This window comes from Marinilactibacillus sp. 15R (assembly GCF_001895285.1).
Classification (GTDB): Bacteria; Bacillota; Bacilli; order Lactobacillales; family Carnobacteriaceae_A; genus Marinilactibacillus; species Marinilactibacillus piezotolerans.
Map to the genome: position 1 here is coordinate 1001545 of NZ_CP017761.1, position 18393 is coordinate 1019937.

19 protein-coding genes are annotated in these 18393 nt (G+C 35.6%); 14 read left to right on the forward strand and 5 right to left on the reverse strand.

Annotation, left to right across the window (positions count from 1 at the left end; all coding sequences use genetic code 11):
- Position 1 precedes the first annotated feature (1 nt).
- The 5 genes from BKP56_RS04925 (at position 2) to BKP56_RS04945 (ending at position 4316) form a co-directional block, all read left to right on the forward strand.
- Positions 2-1141 carry a cystathionine gamma-synthase gene (locus tag BKP56_RS04925; RefSeq protein ID WP_072694040.1) on the forward strand — a complete coding sequence of 380 codons (1140 nt, stop codon included), beginning with the start codon at positions 2-4 and terminating at the stop codon, positions 1139-1141.
- A 24-nt stretch (positions 1142-1165) separates the two neighbouring features.
- Positions 1166-1708 (forward strand): serine O-acetyltransferase EpsC, encoded by a 543-nt coding sequence (gene epsC / locus BKP56_RS04930; RefSeq protein ID WP_072694042.1) that lies wholly within the window; start codon positions 1166-1168, stop codon positions 1706-1708.
- 17 nt (positions 1709-1725) lie between these two features.
- The gene (locus tag BKP56_RS04935) at positions 1726-2376 is read left to right on the forward strand and encodes a class I SAM-dependent methyltransferase (protein ID WP_072694044.1); all 651 of its coding nucleotides are present in this window, start codon (positions 1726-1728) and stop codon (positions 2374-2376) included.
- Between the two features lie 65 nt (positions 2377-2441).
- Positions 2442-2921, forward strand: a complete 480-nt coding sequence (locus tag BKP56_RS04940) for an S-ribosylhomocysteine lyase (RefSeq protein WP_072694046.1) — start codon at positions 2442-2444, stop codon at positions 2919-2921.
- A 93-nt stretch (positions 2922-3014) separates the two neighbouring features.
- Complete coding sequence (locus BKP56_RS04945) at positions 3015-4316, forward strand: Zn-dependent hydrolase (protein WP_072694048.1); 1302 nt, start codon at positions 3015-3017, stop codon at positions 4314-4316.
- Between the two features lie 168 nt (positions 4317-4484).
- On the opposite strand, the gene BKP56_RS04950 is transcribed toward BKP56_RS04945, so the two are convergent.
- Positions 4485-5189 carry a zinc metallopeptidase gene (locus BKP56_RS04950; protein ID WP_072694058.1) on the reverse strand — a complete coding sequence of 235 codons (705 nt, stop codon included), beginning with the start codon at positions 5187-5189 and terminating at the stop codon, positions 4485-4487.
- Positions 5190-5673: 484 nt separating this feature from the next.
- Here BKP56_RS04950 and BKP56_RS04955 point away from each other — a divergent pair, with 484 nt between their 5' ends.
- From BKP56_RS04955 to BKP56_RS04975, 5 genes are all read left to right on the forward strand, one after another.
- The gene (locus tag BKP56_RS04955) at positions 5674-6264 is read left to right on the forward strand and encodes a DUF998 domain-containing protein (RefSeq protein ID WP_072694061.1); all 591 of its coding nucleotides are present in this window, start codon (positions 5674-5676) and stop codon (positions 6262-6264) included.
- Positions 6265-6532: 268 nt separating this feature from the next.
- Positions 6533-7705 carry a galactokinase gene (locus BKP56_RS04960; protein WP_072694063.1) on the forward strand — a complete coding sequence of 391 codons (1173 nt, stop codon included), beginning with the start codon at positions 6533-6535 and terminating at the stop codon, positions 7703-7705.
- Entirely contained in the window at positions 7702-9225 is a 1524-nt protein-coding gene (gene galT, locus BKP56_RS04965) for a UDP-glucose--hexose-1-phosphate uridylyltransferase (protein WP_072694065.1), read from the forward strand. Before BKP56_RS04960 ends, galT begins: the two co-directional genes overlap by 4 nt.
- Positions 9226-9277: 52 nt before the next feature.
- Positions 9278-10327, forward strand: coding sequence for an aldose epimerase family protein (locus tag BKP56_RS04970; RefSeq protein ID WP_083540478.1), 1050 nt, complete (start codon positions 9278-9280; stop codon positions 10325-10327).
- A 70-nt stretch (positions 10328-10397) separates the two neighbouring features.
- Complete coding sequence (locus BKP56_RS04975; RefSeq protein ID WP_072694068.1) at positions 10398-11390, forward strand: LacI family DNA-binding transcriptional regulator; 993 nt, start codon at positions 10398-10400, stop codon at positions 11388-11390.
- Positions 11391-11437: 47 nt separating this feature from the next.
- Here BKP56_RS04975 and BKP56_RS04980 read toward each other — a convergent pair whose 3' ends face one another.
- Positions 11438-12172, reverse strand: coding sequence for an NAD-dependent epimerase/dehydratase family protein (locus BKP56_RS04980; RefSeq protein WP_072694070.1), 735 nt, complete (start codon positions 12170-12172; stop codon positions 11438-11440).
- 113 nt (positions 12173-12285) lie between these two features.
- Positions 12286-12480 carry a CsbD family protein gene (locus tag BKP56_RS04985; RefSeq protein ID WP_072694072.1) on the reverse strand — a complete coding sequence of 65 codons (195 nt, stop codon included), beginning with the start codon at positions 12478-12480 and terminating at the stop codon, positions 12286-12288.
- Between the two features lie 197 nt (positions 12481-12677).
- Between BKP56_RS04985 and tsaB the strand changes: the two genes are divergently transcribed.
- The 4 genes from tsaB to tsaD are packed head-to-tail and all read left to right on the forward strand — an operon-like array spanning position 12678 to position 15507.
- On the forward strand, positions 12678-13403 hold the full coding sequence (gene tsaB / locus BKP56_RS04990) for a tRNA (adenosine(37)-N6)-threonylcarbamoyltransferase complex dimerization subunit type 1 TsaB (RefSeq protein ID WP_072694074.1): 726 nt from the start codon (positions 12678-12680) through the stop codon (positions 13401-13403).
- Entirely contained in the window at positions 13390-13962 is a 573-nt protein-coding gene (gene rimI / locus BKP56_RS04995) for a ribosomal protein S18-alanine N-acetyltransferase (RefSeq protein ID WP_156849222.1), read from the forward strand. Before tsaB ends, rimI (BKP56_RS04995) begins: the two co-directional genes overlap by 14 nt.
- Positions 13963-13988: 26 nt before the next feature.
- The gene (gene rimI / locus BKP56_RS05000) at positions 13989-14483 is read left to right on the forward strand and encodes a ribosomal protein S18-alanine N-acetyltransferase (protein ID WP_072694075.1); all 495 of its coding nucleotides are present in this window, start codon (positions 13989-13991) and stop codon (positions 14481-14483) included.
- Positions 14484-14496: 13 nt separating this feature from the next.
- Entirely contained in the window at positions 14497-15507 is a 1011-nt protein-coding gene (tsaD, locus tag BKP56_RS05005) for a tRNA (adenosine(37)-N6)-threonylcarbamoyltransferase complex transferase subunit TsaD (protein ID WP_072694077.1), read from the forward strand.
- Positions 15508-15566: 59 nt separating this feature from the next.
- On the opposite strand, the gene BKP56_RS05010 is transcribed toward tsaD, so the two are convergent.
- Together BKP56_RS05010 and BKP56_RS05015 are read right to left on the reverse strand one after the other, a co-directional pair.
- Positions 15567-16028, reverse strand: a complete 462-nt coding sequence (locus BKP56_RS05010; RefSeq protein ID WP_072694079.1) for an Lrp/AsnC family transcriptional regulator — start codon at positions 16026-16028, stop codon at positions 15567-15569.
- Between the two features lie 299 nt (positions 16029-16327).
- Complete coding sequence (locus tag BKP56_RS05015; RefSeq protein ID WP_072694080.1) at positions 16328-18289, reverse strand: ABC-F family ATP-binding cassette domain-containing protein; 1962 nt, start codon at positions 18287-18289, stop codon at positions 16328-16330.
- Positions 18290-18393 lie beyond the last annotated feature (104 nt).

An 18393-nucleotide genomic window follows, 5' to 3' on the forward strand; every position in this document is an offset into this window, starting at 1 on the left:
TATGAGAATGAAAACGACTTATATACACGGTGGAATCAGCCATGATGAGGCAACGGGATCAGTTAATGTCCCGATTCATCAGACATCAACATATAAACAAGATAAAGTGGGTGTTCATAAAGGATATGAATATTCTAGAACTGGTAATCCAACTAGAGCAGCACTAGAGGCGTTGATTGCCGATATGGAAGGCGGAATTCGTGGATTTGCATTTGCTTCTGGTTCAGCTGGTACTCATACGATATTCTCTCTTTTCTCAAAAGGAGATCATATTATTGTTGGAGATGATGTATACGGAGGAACGTATCGATTGATGGATAAAATCTTAAAACGGTTGGGACTAACCTTCACTATCGTAGACACTACTAAAATCGATGCGATCGAAGCATCAATCCAAGATAATACAAAAGCAATATTTCTAGAGACACCAACAAACCCTTTACTCAAAATAACAGATATTCAAGCAGTAGCAGAAGTCGCGAAAAAACATAATATCATTTCAATTGTAGATAATACATTCGCTACACCGTATCATCAGAAACCTTTAGAATTAGGTGCTGATATCGTCTTACACAGTGCATCAAAGTATTTAGGAGGACACAGTGATGTTGTAGCAGGATTAGTCACGACAAATGATAAAAAGTTAGCTGAAGAACTCGGCTTTTTACAAAATGCTATAGGAGGAATTCTTGGACCTCAAGATAGTTGGATCATTCAAAGAGGAATCAAGACATTGGCTATACGTATGGATGCACATGAATATAATGCCTTAAAAATCGTAGAATTTCTTGATCAGCATCCCAAAGTTTTTAAGGTTTATTATCCAGGACTGGCTTCTCATCCGGGATATTCAATTGCAAAAAAACAAATGACTGGATTTGGTGGAATGATTTCTTTTGAATTAACAGAAGGACTATCTGCGAAATTATTTGTTGAAAACCTTAAATTGATTACTCTTGCAGAAAGCCTTGGAGCAGTTGAAAGTCTTATAGAAATTCCAGCACTAATGACACATGGATCTATCCCGAAAGAAGATCGGTTGAAATCAGGAATAAAAGATGAGTTAATTCGATTGTCTGTTGGAATAGAAGATTTAAAAGATTTAATTGAAGATTTGGAATTAGGATTCGCTAGTATTTAAACTAGATAGTTAAAAGGAGAAGTCATGGAATCCTTCAATGAATTGATTCAAACTTATAAAAAGAACGATCCAGCAGCTAGGACAGCTATAGAAATTTTACTAACCTATCCAGGAGTGTGGGCATTATTTTATCACCGGATAGCGCATTTTCTTTATTTGAAGAATATAAAGTTACTGGCACGAGTCCTATCCAATTTTGCTCGGTTCATGACAGGAATCGAAATTCATCCGGGTGCAACAATAGGGAAGAGGCTTTTTATAGACCATGGTATGGGAATCGTTATTGGTGAGACTGCTGAGATTGGAAACGATGTACGAATGTTTCATGGTGTAACACTTGGTGGGAGAGGAAATACAACGGGTAAACGGCATCCAACGATTAAAGATGGGGTTCTTTTATCTGCACATGTCCAAGTCATTGGCAAGGTTACTATTGGAGCAAAAGCAAAGATTGGGGCTAGTGCAGTAGTGCTCAATAATATCCCTGAAGGTGTGACAGCAGTTGGAATTCCAGCTCACGTTGTCAAAACAAAAGAACAGAATGAAAAAGCACAGTTCGATCTTTAGATTGGAGAGTAGATAATATGGGAAGAGAATTCTTAAATGTTTTTTCAGAATGGGCTGAAGAGTATGATGCTTACGTCCAAGGAAAAGATCAACAATATAAAGAGGTATTTGCAGACTATGATAGAATTCTTGAAGAAATTGTTGAAAAGAGCAGCGATAATGTGATGGAATTTGGTATAGGAACAGGGAATTTGACCTATAAATTATTAAATGCTGAAAAGAATGTATTTGCGGTAGAACCTTCTAGTCAAATGCGCGAATTAGCAAACAAAAAGCTTCCAGAACACTTTATGGTTTATGATGGAGATTTACAGCAATATCCTACTCCGCCCCATAAAATAGATACTATCGTGAGTTCTTATGTATTTCATCATTTGACGGATGAAGAAAAAAGTATTGTGTTAAAACAATATAATCAACTGTTGACATTTGGAGGAAAAGTTATTTTTGCAGATACCATGTTTATTTCTGAAGCAGCCTATAAATTAATGATTGAAGAAGCAATGAATATGGGGTATGCTGAATTGGTAGAAGATTTGAATAGAGAGCACTATCCGCTATTACCCGTAGTTTATGAAGCTTTAAAACAAGCTGGATTCTCAGATCTCTCATTTAGACAAATGAATAAATTTGTCTGGATATTTGAAGGAACAAAAATGTCCTACTAAAATAATCAATCAATAACCAATTAGTGCAGGAAATCGTACTAAAGTATAAAAGGAGAACATAGATCATGACTGAAAAAAGAATGAATGTTGAAAGTTTTAACTTGGATCATAATAAGGTAATTGCACCTTATGTAAGAGTAGCGGATCGCAAAACAGGGGCCCATGGAGATATTATCGTAAAATATGATGTTCGTTTTTCACAACCTAACAAAGAACACATGGATATGATGGCGGTTCATTCACTAGAGCATTTGACAGCAGAGCATATTCGCAATCATGCTGATTATGTAATCGACTTTGGACCAATGGGATGCCAAACAGGGTTTTATCTTACAGTATTGAATCATGAAAATTATGACGAAATACTAAAAGTGTTAGAGCGCACTATGGAAGATATACTAGAAGCGGATGAAGTACCAGCAAGTAATGAGAAACAGTGCGGTTGGGCAGCTCATCATACATTAGAAGGTGCAAAAGAAGTAGCACGTGAGTTTTTGTCCAAACGGAATGAATGGAATATTGTCTTTGCAGAAGATACAGAATAAATAGTTAAATGGAGACTGTCTCAATTTGAGCTGTCTCTTTTTCTTTTGACACAACATGGTATAATAAACAAAATTGGAAAAGGGGAGAACAATATGGGAGAGATTTACATAGGTCTTTACGAAAAATTGCTGGAGTCTTACAATGATCAGTTTTCAGTTAATGGTATTTCAGGGGAGAGATTAGCTGAAAGGCTTAGTATATTGGCGAATATTGGGTTGACAGAAGATAATGGTTCTAGAAGACCGGGATTTTCTACATTGGAAAGAGAAGCAAAAGACCGAGTGATAGAATGGATGCAGGAGGCAGGTTTAGCAGTCAGTGAAGATGGAGCAGGGAATATTTTCGGGCGTCTGGAAGGAAAAGATAGTAAAAAAGCTGCTATCATGAGTGGGTCACATGTAGATACGGTTCCTAATGGCGGACATTTTGATGGAACAATCGGAGTGTTATCTGCTTTAGAAGTCGCACAAGCCTGGAAGGATACAGGGTATGTTCCAGAGAAACCGTATGAAGTAGTAATCTTTACGGATGAAGAAGGCTCACGTTTTAACGGAGGGTTAACAGGAAGCGAAGCTATGGTAGGAGACACTGATATGGAAAAAACACTTCTGAGAAAAGATTACGATGATCGATTGTTTGAAGAAGTCATCCAAGATGTCGGTCTAACGGCACAAGTGTACAGTGAAACAGGTAGAGATCTTGACGAAATTGAAACGTTTGTCGAAGTACACATAGAACAAGGGAAAAAGTTAGAAAAAGCAGGGTTGCCTTGTGGGATCGTAACAGGAATTGCCGGGCCATACTGGTTGAAAGTAACGTTTGAAGGACTGGCAGGTCATGCTGGAAATACTCCAATGGATGACCGTAAGGATGCACTTGTTGCAGCAAGCGAGTTTATCCAAAAAATCAGTACACTTCCCCGCACAATTAATGATACAGCAGTTGCAACGGTTGGGAATATTCAAGTTAAACCAAATGGAACAAATGTTATACCAGGAGAAGTTATATTATTCGTAGATATTCGAGATATTCGGTTTGACTCAAGAACGGAATTAGTTGAAAAAATTGTTAAAACAGGCGAAAAAATTCAGGAACATACAGGTGTGAAATTTATGCATCAAAACGTTCATGACGTGGCTCCAGTTCCGATTTCTGAAAAGCGCCAAGAGAGATTGGCACAAAGTATGACTAGACTGGGAATCGAGCCTTACTACTTGTCGAGCGGTGCGGGACATGATGCTATGATCGTAGGAAGACATATTCCATCTGCTATGTTGTTTGTTAAAAGTAAAGATGGAATAAGTCATAATCCAAAAGAATGGTCTGACTTATCAGACTGTATCCAAACTATTCAAGTATTAAAAGACTATATTGAAAAATTACAAGTAGTATAAAAAAATGGTACAAGCCTTTTGAAGGACTTGTACCATTTTTGCTTACAGAATTAGAAAGTGTAAAATCAGTTTTTAATGAATGTATCTAGTCAAGCGTATCAGTGCCTAGAGAAAAAAGAGTGCTATTTTCTTTCCGGAACTGAACGGTAACGAAAAAAATTTAATAAATTAATCTCTGCTGCGTCCGCTGAAAATCAAGACTAGACGCAATACACTTAAGAACGAAGCAATTGCAGCAGCGATATAAGTTAATGCAGCAGCATTTAATACTTTGCGTGCTTGAGGAATTTCTTCTCGGCTCAATAGGCCTTGCGTTTCAAGAACCTGGATCGCACGATTTGAGGCGTTGAATTCTACAGGTAACGTGACTAACTGGAATAATAAGGTTAGAGAAAATAGTAAAATTCCAATATTAACCAACATCCCTCCACCTTCTCCTAGAAAGAAACCTAAGAAAAGTATTGGAAAAGCAGCTGTTTGCCCGAAGTTAGTTACGGGGACTAAAGCAGCACGTATTCTTAAGGGTGCATAATCATCACGATCTTGGAGAGCATGTCCTGCTTCATGAGCAGCAACCCCGATGGCAGCAACAGATCTTGAATTTCTAGTTGTATCTGACAATCTCAGCACATTCTCTTGAGCATTATAATGATCAGTTAGATTACCCCGAATACCTTCTAAGCGAACATTTTCTAGATGAGCGGCATCAAGGATTTTACGACAGACATCTGAAGCAGTATAACCATTTTTACTATTTACTTCACCATATTTACTATAAGTGGATTGGACGTACATACTTGCTAAACCTGAGATGATCATACCAATGATAATCAATATAAAGGTAGGATCCCAAAAAAATGGGAAAAAAGGCATAATTTTGACCTCCTGTTAAGTCATAGATTCTATAGTCTTGTTGTTTGTACTCTGTTATTATACCATATTAAATCATTGATTTCAGAAAGAATAGAAACAAATTTTTGAGTAATATATGAAGAAAACAAGAAAAAATGATTAATTAATCTAAAATATACCATTGCTAATTTATTGTTAAAATCTCAATAAGAACATACGGATATATGTCCTGTATATCGCCAGTATTAGTTGAGCAGAATTTATCTTTTTTATCCTATAGTAAGATATACGGTTAACTACCAATTTTTATATTTGAACTTGAAATGTAGTAGGCAAAATTGTATTTTAAATTTATACTGAAGTAGTTTAAAAAAAATAGCATGATTTTCTTATATATCGTTATAATAAGCTTATCAAATAGTATATACGTGCTTTTATTTAAAGAACAAGAAATGAGGTAGAAAAAGTTGAAAAAGCTTTGATAAATTGGTTAGGATTACTAGGAATGATCAGCTTATTTTCTTATTCGGTAGCTGTAGTATTTAGTCCGCTAGCCTACCCAAGTTATAATTGGATGAAACAGGCTGTCAGTGATTTGAGTGCTACAAATGCACCTTCTTTAATGCTCTGGAATCAGTTGGCAGTGTTATATGACATATGCGGATTGATTTCAGTTATGATGGTGTGCGTATTTATTCAAAGAAGATTAAATAAAGTATTACGAATAGGGATTTACTTGTTTGCTATTATGAATTGGATATCCGCTGTTGGCTATTCAGCATTTCCGCTTACTACAGATAAATCTGTTTGGAATGTCCACAATATTATGCACATTACTGTAACGGTAATGGTTGTGCTACTATCTATCAGTTCTTTAGTAATGATTATGCTGGGAGGATACCGTAACCAGCAATACGTTTCCTTGGCAGTATGGGCAACGATAGCACTTTTGCTTATGGTAAGTGGTGCAATCGGAACAGCTGTTGTTTCAGAAGAATATTTTGGTATTCCAGAGCGCTTTAGTGTTTTTTCTGCTGCTGGATTTAATGCAATTCTTGGAATTTACTTATTTATGGGATTTTCAGAAAACAGCTAATTCTATATGGAATAGAAGTCAGTGACTATATAAAATGGAATAATAGTACGTTCTAAAAAGTAAATATTATATAAATAAGAATAAACATATGGCTAAAAAAGAAAAGGGTATGTTAGGAATTTTATAACGAATCCTAACTGAAACTATAAAAACGTCTGATCAGTTGATTAGGCGTTTTTGTTATCATTACATTATTTAGTAAATTTACTTGTTAATATTTACTAAAAGGCTTACAATGAAATTAATAAATATAGAAAGAGGGAGTCGTATGAATAGAGAACAGCTATTAATTGAATTTAAAGAAGTTTTTGGTAAAGATGGAGAACGTATCTTTTTCTCACCTGGAAGAATCAATTTAATTGGTGAACATACTGACTATAACGGGGGAAAAGTTTTTCCCAGTGCAATAACAATGGGGACTTATGCAGTTATTTCAATGCGAAAAGACAGTTTAGTCCGCGCCTACTCCGCTAATTTTCCTAATGATGGAATGCTATCTTTTAAGTTGACTGATATTGAGTATAAACAGATGGATAAATGGACGAACTATCTTAAAGGCATGATTCACTACATTCAACAAAATTATGGGAAACTGCCAAATGGTTTTGAAATTTATATCAATGGAAATATTCCAAACGGAGCATCCCTTTCTTCATCGGCCTCTTTAGAATTATTGATAGGGGTCTTGGTAAATGAATGTTTTGAATTAGGAATTCCACGGTTGGATCTAGTTAAATTAGGAATGAAAACAGAAAATGAATTCCTTGGATTAAATTCAGGAATTTTAGACCAGTTTGCGGTAGGAATGGCGAAGAAAGAACATGCCATGTTACTTGATACAAATACACTAAAATATGAACAAGTTCCTGTAAAATTACCCGATCACAAAATATTGATCATGAATTCGCTGACTCGAAGAGAACTTGTAGATTCAGAGTACAATCTAAGAAGACAACAATGCGAAGAAGCGCTGAAAAAATTACAGACTGTAGTGAATGTGTCTTCCCTGGGAGAGCTGACAGAAGAAGCGTTTGAAAAAAATGAATTTATCATCAACGATGATGTGCTGACACGTCGGGCAAAACACGCGGTTTATGAAAATATCAGAACAGAACAAGCAGCTGAAGCCTTGAAAGCAGGAGATTTAAAAATATTTGGTCAATTAATGAACGAATCACATACTTCCTTGCATGAAGATTACGAAGTTACCGTCAAAGAAACTGATTTATTAGTGAAGTTAGCATGGCTTCAACAAGGTGTTGTTGGAGCACGAATGACCGGTGGCGGCTTTGGTGGATGCTGTATTGCAATCGTTGAGAACGATGCAGTAGAGACTTTTATCGAAAATGTAGGAAAAGAGTACGAAAAAGAAATTGGGCATACAGCTGAATTCTATATCGCAGAAACAGCAGACGGTACTAAGGAATGGGTTGAAGCATGAAAAAAGATGGACTAAAACCGCCTCTGAATCATTCTATTGATCAAATCATTCTAATGTTTATTGATTGGCATGTTGAGAAAGGAAAAGTTGATCCTTTAGACCGCATCTATTTAGTAAATCAACTTTTAGAGTTACTGGAGAAAAAAGATTTAGAAATAGAGTCTAGTCAAAAAACAAGCATCCTGTCTCATCTAGCTTTACTTGACCATTTAATAAAATATGCAGTAGATACTAAAATAATTGGAGATACTTCTTCTGAGAAAGATATATTCGGCGCTAAGATAATGAATATTGTCACACCAAGACCTTCTGAAGTGAATCATCAATTCTGGAAGCTTTATGGACAGGATAAAACTAAGGCAACAGATTATTTTTATACTTTCAGCAAGGAAAGTAATTATATTAAGACAAGAGAAATTGCGAAAAATATTGAATATAAACATCAGACTGAATATGGAGAAATAGAGATTACAATCAATTTATCCAAACCAGAAAAAGATCCAAAAAACATTGCTATAGCTAAAACTGAAAAATCAAATTATCCCGTAAACATGCTTTGCATGGAAAACGAAGGATATGCTGGAAATGAAATACATCCAGGACGATCCAATCATCGTATCATACGAATGGATGTATCTGGAGAACCATGGGGGTTCCAGTATTCTCCCTATTCTTATTATAATGAACATGCAATTTTTTTATCAGAAGCACATCGTGTAATGAATGTAGGAGAACATGCCATCAAGAATTTACTCAATATTTTGACTACACTACCGCATTATTTTGTTGGTTCAAATGCTGGACTGCCAATTGTAGGCGGATCAATATTATCGCATGATCATTATCAGGGCGGCCGTCATACATTCCCGCTAGAATATGCTGACATTGAACAATCTTTTCAATTAGAAAATTTGCCAGATGTCAAAGCGGGAATTGTTAAGTGGCCAATGTCAGTTATACGTCTACAAAGTGAGAATAAGGATTCTTTAGAACAAGCGGCTAAAAAAGTAATGGATACTTGGAGTGAATATTCTGATCGATCAGTTGATGTGCTAGCTTATACAAACGAAACGCCACATAACGCTGTAACACCTATTGCTCGTAGAAGAGAAAAGCTGTTTGAATTAGACTTAGTACTCAGAAACAATCGAACAAATGATAAATTCCCAGATGGTATTTTCCATCCCCATCCCAATGTTCAACATATAAAAAAAGAGAATATCGGGCTAATCGAAGTAATGGGACTGGCTATATTGCCTCCTAGATTAGAAAGAGAATTAGAGTCTGTAAAAGAGTTTTTGCTGGGTGGGGAGATACAAGTTGCCCCTGTTCATCAGAAATGGGCAGAAGCATTAAAAGAGAAAGGAAATCTAATAACCCCTGAGAATGTTACAGAAATTATTTATCATGCAGTAGGTGAAATCTTTTTGCAGGTCTTAAAAGACGCTGGTATATTTAAAAGAGATGAACAGGGGAAAAAGGCATTTATACGTTTCCTTGAACTATTGAAAAAAGTATAAAATAAAAATTATTTTTTATTATCAAGCTATGAGCTTATTAGGAGGAAGTATAGTGGACATTACAACAAAGTTTTTCGGCATGTTTCAAAATCAAGAAGTCATAGAATATACACTGACTAATTCAAATGGTATTTCATTATCTGCCATTCCCTATGGTGCAATCGTTACAAAAATTGTCACTCCAGATAAAAATGGAGAGAAAGCAAATATTACATTGAATGTTGAAAGGTTAGAAGATATGGTTGCCCATAGACCGTTTTATGGAGCAACGATCGGCCGAGTTGCTGGACGTATCACTGATGGACAATATACAGTTGGAGGACAACAAGTACAACTCGATGTGAATGAAAAAGGAAACCAGCTACATGGAGGACCGGCAGGATTAGACACTAAATTATGGAAAGTAAAAACAAAGAATGAAGAGGATCATGCTAGTATAATCTTTTCCTATAAAAGTCTCGCTGGAGAAAATGGCTATCCTGGAAATCTTGAAGTCAAAGTTGAGTATCGACTGACTGAAAAGAATGAATGGAAGATTTTATATACAGCTCATACAGATGCAACAACGTTATTCAATCCAACTAATCATATTTATTTTAATTTGACAGGAGACATTAAACAAACGATCTTAGATCATAAATTGCAGCTTTCAAGTTCTAAATACGGAATACTTGGAGATAGAAACTTACCAACTGGAGTATTAAAAGATTCTTCAGGAACTGCATTTGACTTTTCTGAGTCAAAATTAGTCCGGGAGGCAGTTTTATCTGATGATCCACAGATAAAATCAGTATCTGGTTTAGATCATCCATTTGTATTAGAACAAAAAGGTGAAGCTGTTCAAGCTGTACTTTCTGAAGAAAAAAGTGGACGTCAAGTGATTATGAGTACGGAAGAAAATAGTGTGGTCATTTTTACGCATAATAAGGAAATGGATGCTTTCCAAATTCAGGGAGAGCCAGCTAAACAATATGCAGGAATCACTTTAGAAGCACAAACATTACCTGATGCAGTTAATCAGTCTAAGTTTGGAAACATTTTCTTACAACCTGAGCAAACATATCACTCACAAACTATGTATCGATTTAATGTACTAAAATAATTAAATAAAAGGTGCTCTCTGGAGCATCTTTTTGTACAATAAGTGATGTATAGTTAGAAGGAGTGAACAAATGGCTACATTAAAAGATATTGCAGAAAAAGCAGAGGTCTCAACTTCAACAGTTTCAAGAGTACTCAATTATGATCCAACTCTTTCCGTAGGAGATGAGACAAAAAAGAGAATATTTGAAGCAGCTGAAGAATTAGAATATAAAAACCATCGCAAGAAAACCCAACAAAAAAAATTGAAGTTGGCCATTGTAAATTGGTATACGGAAGAAGAAGAGTTGAATGATTTATATTATTTATCAATTCGATTAGGTGCGGAACAGCAAGCACAGCAAATGGGATATGATATCGTTCGAATTTATCATAGACAAGAAGACAAACTGGAAAAAGATCTAGCAGGAATTTTAGCAATAGGGAAATTCAGTCCGGCTCAAGTAGAAGAGTTGAGAAGACAAGCTCCTCAAGTCTGTTTTGTAGATTATGTTCCACATGATCAGGCGAATGATACTGTTTTAATAGATTTTAAAGAAGCTATGAAACAAAACATTGATTATCTGATTCAAGCTGGGCATCAAAAAATAGGATTTATAGCCGGAGAAGAATCATACAGTGATTCTTCGGGAACATGGACAGATCCAAGGACTAGTTACGCTAGGAGATATCTTAAAAAACAGGGAATTTATAACGAATCCTATTTTTTTAAAGGTGCTTTTCGTGTAGAGGACGGTAAAGAAAATATGGAAAAAGCGATCAGTATACTAGGCAAAGAAAACTTGCCTACTGCCTTTATTGCTGCCAATGATGCCATTGCAATAGGCTGTCTGAAAGCATTGTACGAAAATAGAATTAGAGTACCGGAAGAAGTCAGTATTATTGGTTTCAATGATATCTCGACTGCAAAATATATTACTCCATCTTTAACGACAGTAAAAGTCTATACAGAAGAAATGGGAAGGAGCGGTATCCAACTTCTTCATGAAAAGATACATGAAGACAGGGAAGCAATTAAAACTGTGATATTAAGTACAAAGCTGATTAAAAGAGATAGTGCATAAAGAAAAAAAGTTTCTACTAGTCAATGCTAGTAGAAACTTTTCTGATATTATTCATCAAAAGCATTATCCTGCGGCTGGTAGCCTAATTTTATGCGAGCTTGATCGATATCCAGTATTGGAAACGAGTTGTTTGAAATACCATTTACCAACAAGTAAGGTTCTTCCAGTTCCGCTTTTAAGCAACAGTCGATTAAATGGTTCATATCTCTGTAAGAGAAAAATTTACCACGTGAATAAAAATCAGCTTCGGGATCAACACCCTCTCCAGGTGATTTATAATCCCCGATACGAATTCCAATAGATTCAATTCCTTTTTTATAAGCATAGTAACTAGCCAATCCTTCTAAAAAGACCTTGGAAACACCATATAGATCATCTGGTCGCGCTGGCTCCAATGTTTTGACTTGGACATTATCTGGATAAGCATTACTAGCATGAATAGAGCTGGCAAAGATAATCCGTTTAACGCTATCTGATTTATCTGCTTCCATATAGAGGTTCTGTGGTAATTTATAATTTAAATCTAGTAATCCTTCATAAAATTCAGCACCTGCATCTGGGTTGCCGGCTAATTGGATTATATAATCCACATCCTTGAGGACATTTTCCCATTCTTCTAACTTGGAAAGATCCTTTTCTATAATTGTAGAACCTTCTTTTAATTCTTCAGGAAAGTCTGAAAAATCAATATCTGCAAGAACAAGTTCGTAATCTGATTGTAAATGTTTTACTAGATTAGTTCCAATCGTGCCTGTAGCACCGGTAATTAAAAGTTTGTCCATGAGTTTCCTCCGAGTAAAATTTTTAAACGTATTTTTTTAACAATACTGTCCACCTTTTAACAGGAAATCCCTGAAAAGGTGGACAGTATTGTTAATGGTCATATTTATGAATCTTAACGGTGTTCATCTTTGTCTTCGGTAGCTTTCCCGTAACTTTCTTCAGCTTTCCCTTTAACCTTTTGGGTTTTTCCTTCGACTTGTTTGCTTTTATCGTCAGCGATTTTCCCATACTGGTCTTTAGCTTCACCGACTGCTTTATCTTTCATACCGTTTAATTTGTTTTTCATGCTATCATTTTTGTCTGTCATTTTAATTTCTCCTTTCAGATTTTGAAATAGTGAACGCAATGGCTTACAAAACTTTATAGATGACTATATGCAAAGTTTAGGCTGGTGCTTAATAAATTGCAAAGAATATGCTCATTGATGGTTGCTGATCAGTTCCTAGGGAGGCATAAATATGCTAAACTATAAGAAAGAAAAGTAATGTAGCAAGGAGACCTGACATGCGTATTTTAGCAATGGATACATCAAACCAGTCAATGAGTGTAGCAGTCATTGAAAATAATCAGATTTTGGCAGAAAAAACAACTAACGTAAAACGAAATCACAGTATACAATTGATGCCGACAATTGAATATGTCATAAGAGACGCTAATTTAACAATAGATAATATTGACAGGATAGCTGTAGCAAAAGGTCCAGGGTCGTATACTGGTGTTAGAATCGCAGTAACAGTAGCTAAAACCCTTGCATGGACAAAAGGAATAGAATTAGTAGGAATTTCAAGTTTGAAGGTTATGGCTGGTAATGCTCAACAGCTTAAAGGCTCATTAATTGTTCCAATTATGGACGCAAGAAGAGGTAATGTTTATACTGGTCTTTATACTTATCAAAATGAAGAACTGATTGAACTTGAAAGGGATAAACATATCTCTGCAGAAGAGTGGGCTAAAGAACTAGCATCTAAACATAAAACAGTTCAAATGATTGGGACTGATCTGGAGAAACATTTGCCCCTTTTTAAACATTGTCTAAAAGAAAATCTGATTTTATTACCAAGCTATCAGCAATTACCAAGAGCTAGTGTGCTTGCAATGTTAGGAGCGCAAGCAGAAACAATTGATATCCATACTTTTGTTCCAGAATACGCAAAATTAACAGAAGCAGAAGAAAACTGGAAAGAGGCAAATCCTGATGATCTAGGAGGTAGCTTAGTTGAAAAATATTAAACAATGGTTAGCTGATAAACTACCGAAACATACACATACTTTTCCATTGCCTATAGCAGACCGTGTAGAATTGAAACACAATTTTTTTGCACTGAATGATCAGGATTTCTTAAATGTCCATATTGCTACCGAAGATGACATTGAAGCCATTATATCTATTGAAAAGCTTTGTTATAGTGGTCAGACACCGTGGAATCGGTCAGCACTTCTACATGAGATTCGATATAATAAAAATGCTTTCTATATCGTAGTAACAGATGATCAGACACCAGTAGCATTTTTAGGAACCTGGTTTGTTTCAGAGGAAGCACATATTACAAATATTGCAACCATACCAGCATATGAAAGCAAAGGGATTGCTACTTTTTTGATTAATGAACTTAAAAGAATCGCGTTAGCAGAAGAAATAAAGACAATAAGTCTAGAAGTTCGTGTTTCAAATCAGCGAGCCCAAAGCCTCTATAGAAAAATGGAGTTTGAAAATGGTAGAATCAAAAAAGGATATTATATTAATGATCACGAAGATGCACTAGAGATGGCTATGATGTTAGGAAAGTAGTATTTTAGAAAATAAGGAGCGGCGTTATGAAAAATTATAATCCTGTAGACATAACGTATCGTTTATTAGAAAATCAGGAAGAAATTTCTCAACGACTATATGATTTATCAAACGAAAGCTTTGAACATGGATCACCATGGACAGTAAAACAATTTCAAGAAACAATCGATTTACCTAATCTGTTTTATCTGATCGCTGAAGATAATGGAAAAGTGGTTGGTTTTCTTGGAGGGTCAATGATAACTTTTCCTGCTGGAGATTTAATTGAATCGGAAGCAGAAGTTTATAATCTTGTGGTAGGAAATGATTATAAGCGCAAGGGCATTGCAATGAAAATGATTGAAGAAGCAAAAAAAGTAATGAGGATGCGAAAAGTCACGGAGCTGTTTTTAGAGGTTCGCGTATCTAATAAACCAGCTATTTTACTTTATAAAAAATCAGGTTTCCAACCGGTTGGTGTTCGTTCAAACTATTATTCTAATCCTAGAGAAGATGCAATTGTGTTGAAATGTGTATTATGAAGGAGTGAATAAAATGAAGTTAAAAAGAGTATTAGCAATTGAAACAAGTTGTGATGAAACTAGTGCAGCTGTTATAGAAAACGGAACAGAACAGCTATCTAATGTAGTTGCTTCTCAAATAAAAAGTCATCAGCGATTTGGAGGTGTCGTACCTGAAGTTGCCAGTAGACATCACGTAGAACAAATGACATTAGTAATGGAAGCAGCTCTTTTAGAAGCAGGGACTTCTTATGATGAATTGGATGCAATAGCTGTAACGGAAGGTCCTGGTCTAGTGGGAGCCCTTTTAATAGGGGTGAATGCAGCTAAAGCTGTAGCATACGCCCACAAGCTCCCATTGATTCCAGTTAATCACATTATCGGACATATCTACGCTAACCAGTTAATCCAACCACTTCGTTTTCCGCTTTTATCTTTAGTCGTAAGTGGTGGCCATACTGAATTAGTCTATATGAAACAAGCTGGGCAGTACGAAGTTATCGGTGAAACTAGAGATGATGCAGCCGGAGAAGCTTATGATAAAGTTGGTAGAGTATTGGGTGTTCCTTATCCAGGTGGAAAACATATTGATGAAATGGCTCATCATGGGAAAGATACTTTTCACTTTCCTAGAGCGATGATGCAGGATGATACAAATGATTTTAGTTTCAGTGGTCTGAAGAGTTCATTTATCAATACAGTGCATAATGCACAACAAAAAGGAGAAGTACTTGATAAAAATGATTTAGCAGCAAGTTTTCAGGCTGCGGTTGTTGAAGTACTGGTTAACAAAACGATTCGATGTGCAAAAGAAAGAAAAGTAAAACAAATCGTTTTAGCAGGGGGAGTAGCAGCGAACAAGGGGCTGCGAGAAGCACTCACTGCAGCCACTTCAGAAGAATTAACTGAAGCAGAGTTGATTATCCCACCATTATCTTTATGTGGGGATAATGCAGCAATGATAGGTGCTGCTGCTTTTACAGAGTCTATTGAACCGGACCAGTTAGATTTGACTTTAAATGCGAAGCCCGGACTATCATTATAAAAAGCAACGCTATTTCTATATTCTCTGGTAAGAGGATAGAAATAACGTTGCTTTTTACTTTACTTTGAATTTTCTGCGTCTTCAGATGCAATAAGCTGAACACCTCTAGCAGGTACCGGTGTAGAAAAAACGATTTGAGTAGATGTTTTTCCGAACTGCTGTAAATTATTAATAAAATCATCCAGCTCTGTTGTAGTAGGATAAGCTGCCTTGATCAACATTGAAAACTCTCCTGTAACACAATTACACTCTAGTACATTGGTACAATTTTCAATGTAAGGATAAAAATCTTCTTTTTGATTAGGACTTAAATCTAAATGAATAAAGGCTTGAATATGATAGCCCATCTTCTTTAGATCTGGCGCAGCAATATAACGTCCTAAAATTCCTTCATTTTCTAAACGATGAATACGAGCAGAGACGGCTGGAGAAGAAAGATAAGTTTCACCAGCGATTTCTTTTAGAGATGCTCGACTGTTTTTCTGTAAAATTTCAACGATTTTTTTATCCATTTGATCCATCTAAAAACGAACTCCTTTTTAACAATAAAAGAATAATTGCGGGTAATACTACAGTTTTACTAATTAAGTTTGCTTTCTGTTGAATAAGAATCTTAGCAACAATGTGATTCAATTATACCTTACATAGCCTAAAATGCAACAGAATAAAATAAGTATACCAATGTTTTGAAAATAAATCAGAACACTTAAATTAAAGCCTTAAACCGTTAAATTATAGATTATTCTAACTATACCTATAAAGAAATTAAATATCAAAATCAATAGTATATTAAACATTACTCCAATTTTGAGAGGAATAATCAGTCTTTTTCATATGTTTCAAGTTCTAAGTTTAGATTTTCCCATTCTTCGAGGAGTAAATCCTGTTCTGCCTGTAAGTTGTCATGTTTTTCACTTAGCGCTACCGCTTCTTCAGGTTGATCGTAGACAGACGGATCACTAAGTTTTATCTGGATAGAATCTAATTCAGCTTCACTTTTTTGCATACGCTCTTCAAGATCTGCTATAGATCTATTCAAACGGCGAATTTCGCGTTGACGAATCTTTTGCTGTGCACGATTCATTCCTTGATCCTGCGGAAGACTAATTTCCTCAGTAGTGGTATTATCTTGAGTTTCTTCTTCAGTTTTTAGTCGAGCTAATTCCTCAAGTTCTTCTTTCTTTTGAAGATAGTAGTCGTAATCTCCTAGATATAAAGATAAACCATCAGTAGAGATTTCGATTACTTTTGTTGCCATTCGATTAATAAAATAGCGGTCATGTGAGACGAATAAAAGTGTTCCTTCGAAATCGATCAGAGCATTTTCAAGCACTTCTTTTGAATCAATGTCCAAATGGTTAGTGGGCTCATCTAGGATCAAGAAGTTGTTTTTTTCCATAGCTAATTTTGCCAGTGCAACTCGAGCTTTTTCACCGCCGCTTAAAGCAGTAATTGATTTTTCGACATCATCCCCAGAAAACAAAAAACTGCCAAGTAAAGTGCGAATAGATTGTTCTGGTATGGAAGGATGTTCGTCCCATAGCTCATTTAACACGGTTTTATTGGAATGAAGTAAGCTTTGTTCTTGATCATAATAACCAAGATCTACTTTTGTACCTAGCTGAATTGTTCCAGACAGTTTAGGCAACTGTCCTACTATGGTTTTAAGCAAAGTTGTTTTTCCTACTCCATTCGGTCCAACCAGTGCAATGGCATCTGTTTTACGGATGTCCATATCAATGTGGCTGGCTAAAGGATGGCTATAACCAATTGCCAGATCTTCTGTTTGTAAGACAACTCCACCAGATTCTCGCTCAGTATGAAAACTGAAATGGGCAGACTTTTCATCACCTTGAGGTTTGTCTATTTTATCCATCTTATCCAACATTTTTCTACGTGACTGAGCCCTTTTAGTTGTTGAGGCACGAACTAAGTTCCGATTGATGAAATCTTCTGTTTTCTCTATTTCTTTTTGTTGTTTTTCATATTCTTTCCACATTTTCTGGATCAGTTCAGCTTTAAGTTTGAGATAGTTAGAATAATTTCCAGTAAAATGCTGGACTTTCTTATTACTTACTTCATAAACTTCGTTGATAACTTTATCTAAAAAATAACGGTCATGGGAAACAATCAGCAAAGCTCCCGTATAATTCTGCAAGTATTTTTCTAACCAGGATAAGGTTTCGATATCCAAATGGTTGGTGGGTTCATCTAAAATAAGCAGATCCTTCTTTTCTAGCAGTAGTCTCGCTAAAGCTAATCTCGTTTTTTGTCCTCCAGATAACTGGGAAACGGGAGTTGAAAAGTCGGATTCGTAAAAGCGAAAGCCATGAAGAACAGAGCGTATCTCACTTTCGTAGCCATATCCATTCAATTGTTTAAATGACTCTTGAAGCGAGTCATATTTTTTTAGCAATTCCTGATAGTATTCTTTATCTGATAATAAATCAGGAGAGCTCATTTGATACTCAATTTCTCTCATTTCTTTTTCTATCTGGATAACAGGTTCAAATATGGCTAGCATTTCTTCCCATATCGTTTTATTGGATTCTAAACCAGTATGTTGATCTAAAAACCCTAAGGTTATATCTTTCTTTTTATTGACTCTTCCAGCATCTGGTTCTTCCTGTCCGGAAATAATGTGCAGTAAGGTAGATTTTCCAGCACCATTTCGTCCCACTAAACCAACTCTAGCATTATCTTTGATTTCCAATGTGACATCATTAAATAGTACCTCAGCACCGAAATGACGAGCTATTTTTTGAGTTTGCAAAAGTATCATTTTATATTCCTCATTTTTAAAATTTGTACGTTAAACAGTTAAATTTCCTCAAATATCTTGTCTTATAAGTTTAGCATATTCCATGACTGATAAACAGAACAGTC

What these genes read in the sequence shown, in the direction of transcription:
- BKP56_RS05015 (WP_072694080.1), bottom strand. Translation starts at nt 18,289, where the DNA reads ATGATACTTTTGCAAACTCAAAAAATAGCTCGTCATTTCGGTGCTGAG.
- BKP56_RS04955 (WP_072694061.1), top strand. Translation starts at nt 5,674, where the DNA reads ATGATCAGCTTATTTTCTTATTCGGTAGCTGTAGTATTTAGTCCGCTA.
- BKP56_RS04940 (WP_072694046.1), top strand. Translation starts at nt 2,442, where the DNA reads ATGACTGAAAAAAGAATGAATGTTGAAAGTTTTAACTTGGATCATAAT.
- BKP56_RS04945 (WP_072694048.1), top strand. Translation starts at nt 3,015, where the DNA reads ATGGGAGAGATTTACATAGGTCTTTACGAAAAATTGCTGGAGTCTTAC.
- BKP56_RS05010 (WP_072694079.1), bottom strand. Translation starts at nt 16,028, where the DNA reads ATGGATCAAATGGATAAAAAAATCGTTGAAATTTTACAGAAAAACAGT.
- BKP56_RS04985 (WP_072694072.1), bottom strand. Translation starts at nt 12,480, where the DNA reads ATGACAGACAAAAATGATAGCATGAAAAACAAATTAAACGGTATGAAA.
- tsaD (WP_072694077.1), top strand. Translation starts at nt 14,497, where the DNA reads ATGAAGTTAAAAAGAGTATTAGCAATTGAAACAAGTTGTGATGAAACT.
- tsaB (WP_072694074.1), top strand. Translation starts at nt 12,678, where the DNA reads ATGCGTATTTTAGCAATGGATACATCAAACCAGTCAATGAGTGTAGCA.
- BKP56_RS04925 (WP_072694040.1), top strand. Translation starts at nt 2, where the DNA reads ATGAGAATGAAAACGACTTATATACACGGTGGAATCAGCCATGATGAG.
- epsC (WP_072694042.1), top strand. Translation starts at nt 1,166, where the DNA reads ATGGAATCCTTCAATGAATTGATTCAAACTTATAAAAAGAACGATCCA.
- BKP56_RS04950 (WP_072694058.1), bottom strand. Translation starts at nt 5,189, where the DNA reads ATGCCTTTTTTCCCATTTTTTTGGGATCCTACCTTTATATTGATTATC.
- galT (WP_072694065.1), top strand. Translation starts at nt 7,702, where the DNA reads ATGAAAAAAGATGGACTAAAACCGCCTCTGAATCATTCTATTGATCAA.
- BKP56_RS04975 (WP_072694068.1), top strand. Translation starts at nt 10,398, where the DNA reads ATGGCTACATTAAAAGATATTGCAGAAAAAGCAGAGGTCTCAACTTCA.
- BKP56_RS04980 (WP_072694070.1), bottom strand. Translation starts at nt 12,172, where the DNA reads ATGGACAAACTTTTAATTACCGGTGCTACAGGCACGATTGGAACTAAT.
- BKP56_RS04960 (WP_072694063.1), top strand. Translation starts at nt 6,533, where the DNA reads ATGAATAGAGAACAGCTATTAATTGAATTTAAAGAAGTTTTTGGTAAA.
- rimI (WP_072694075.1), top strand. Translation starts at nt 13,989, where the DNA reads ATGAAAAATTATAATCCTGTAGACATAACGTATCGTTTATTAGAAAAT.
- BKP56_RS04935 (WP_072694044.1), top strand. Translation starts at nt 1,726, where the DNA reads ATGGGAAGAGAATTCTTAAATGTTTTTTCAGAATGGGCTGAAGAGTAT.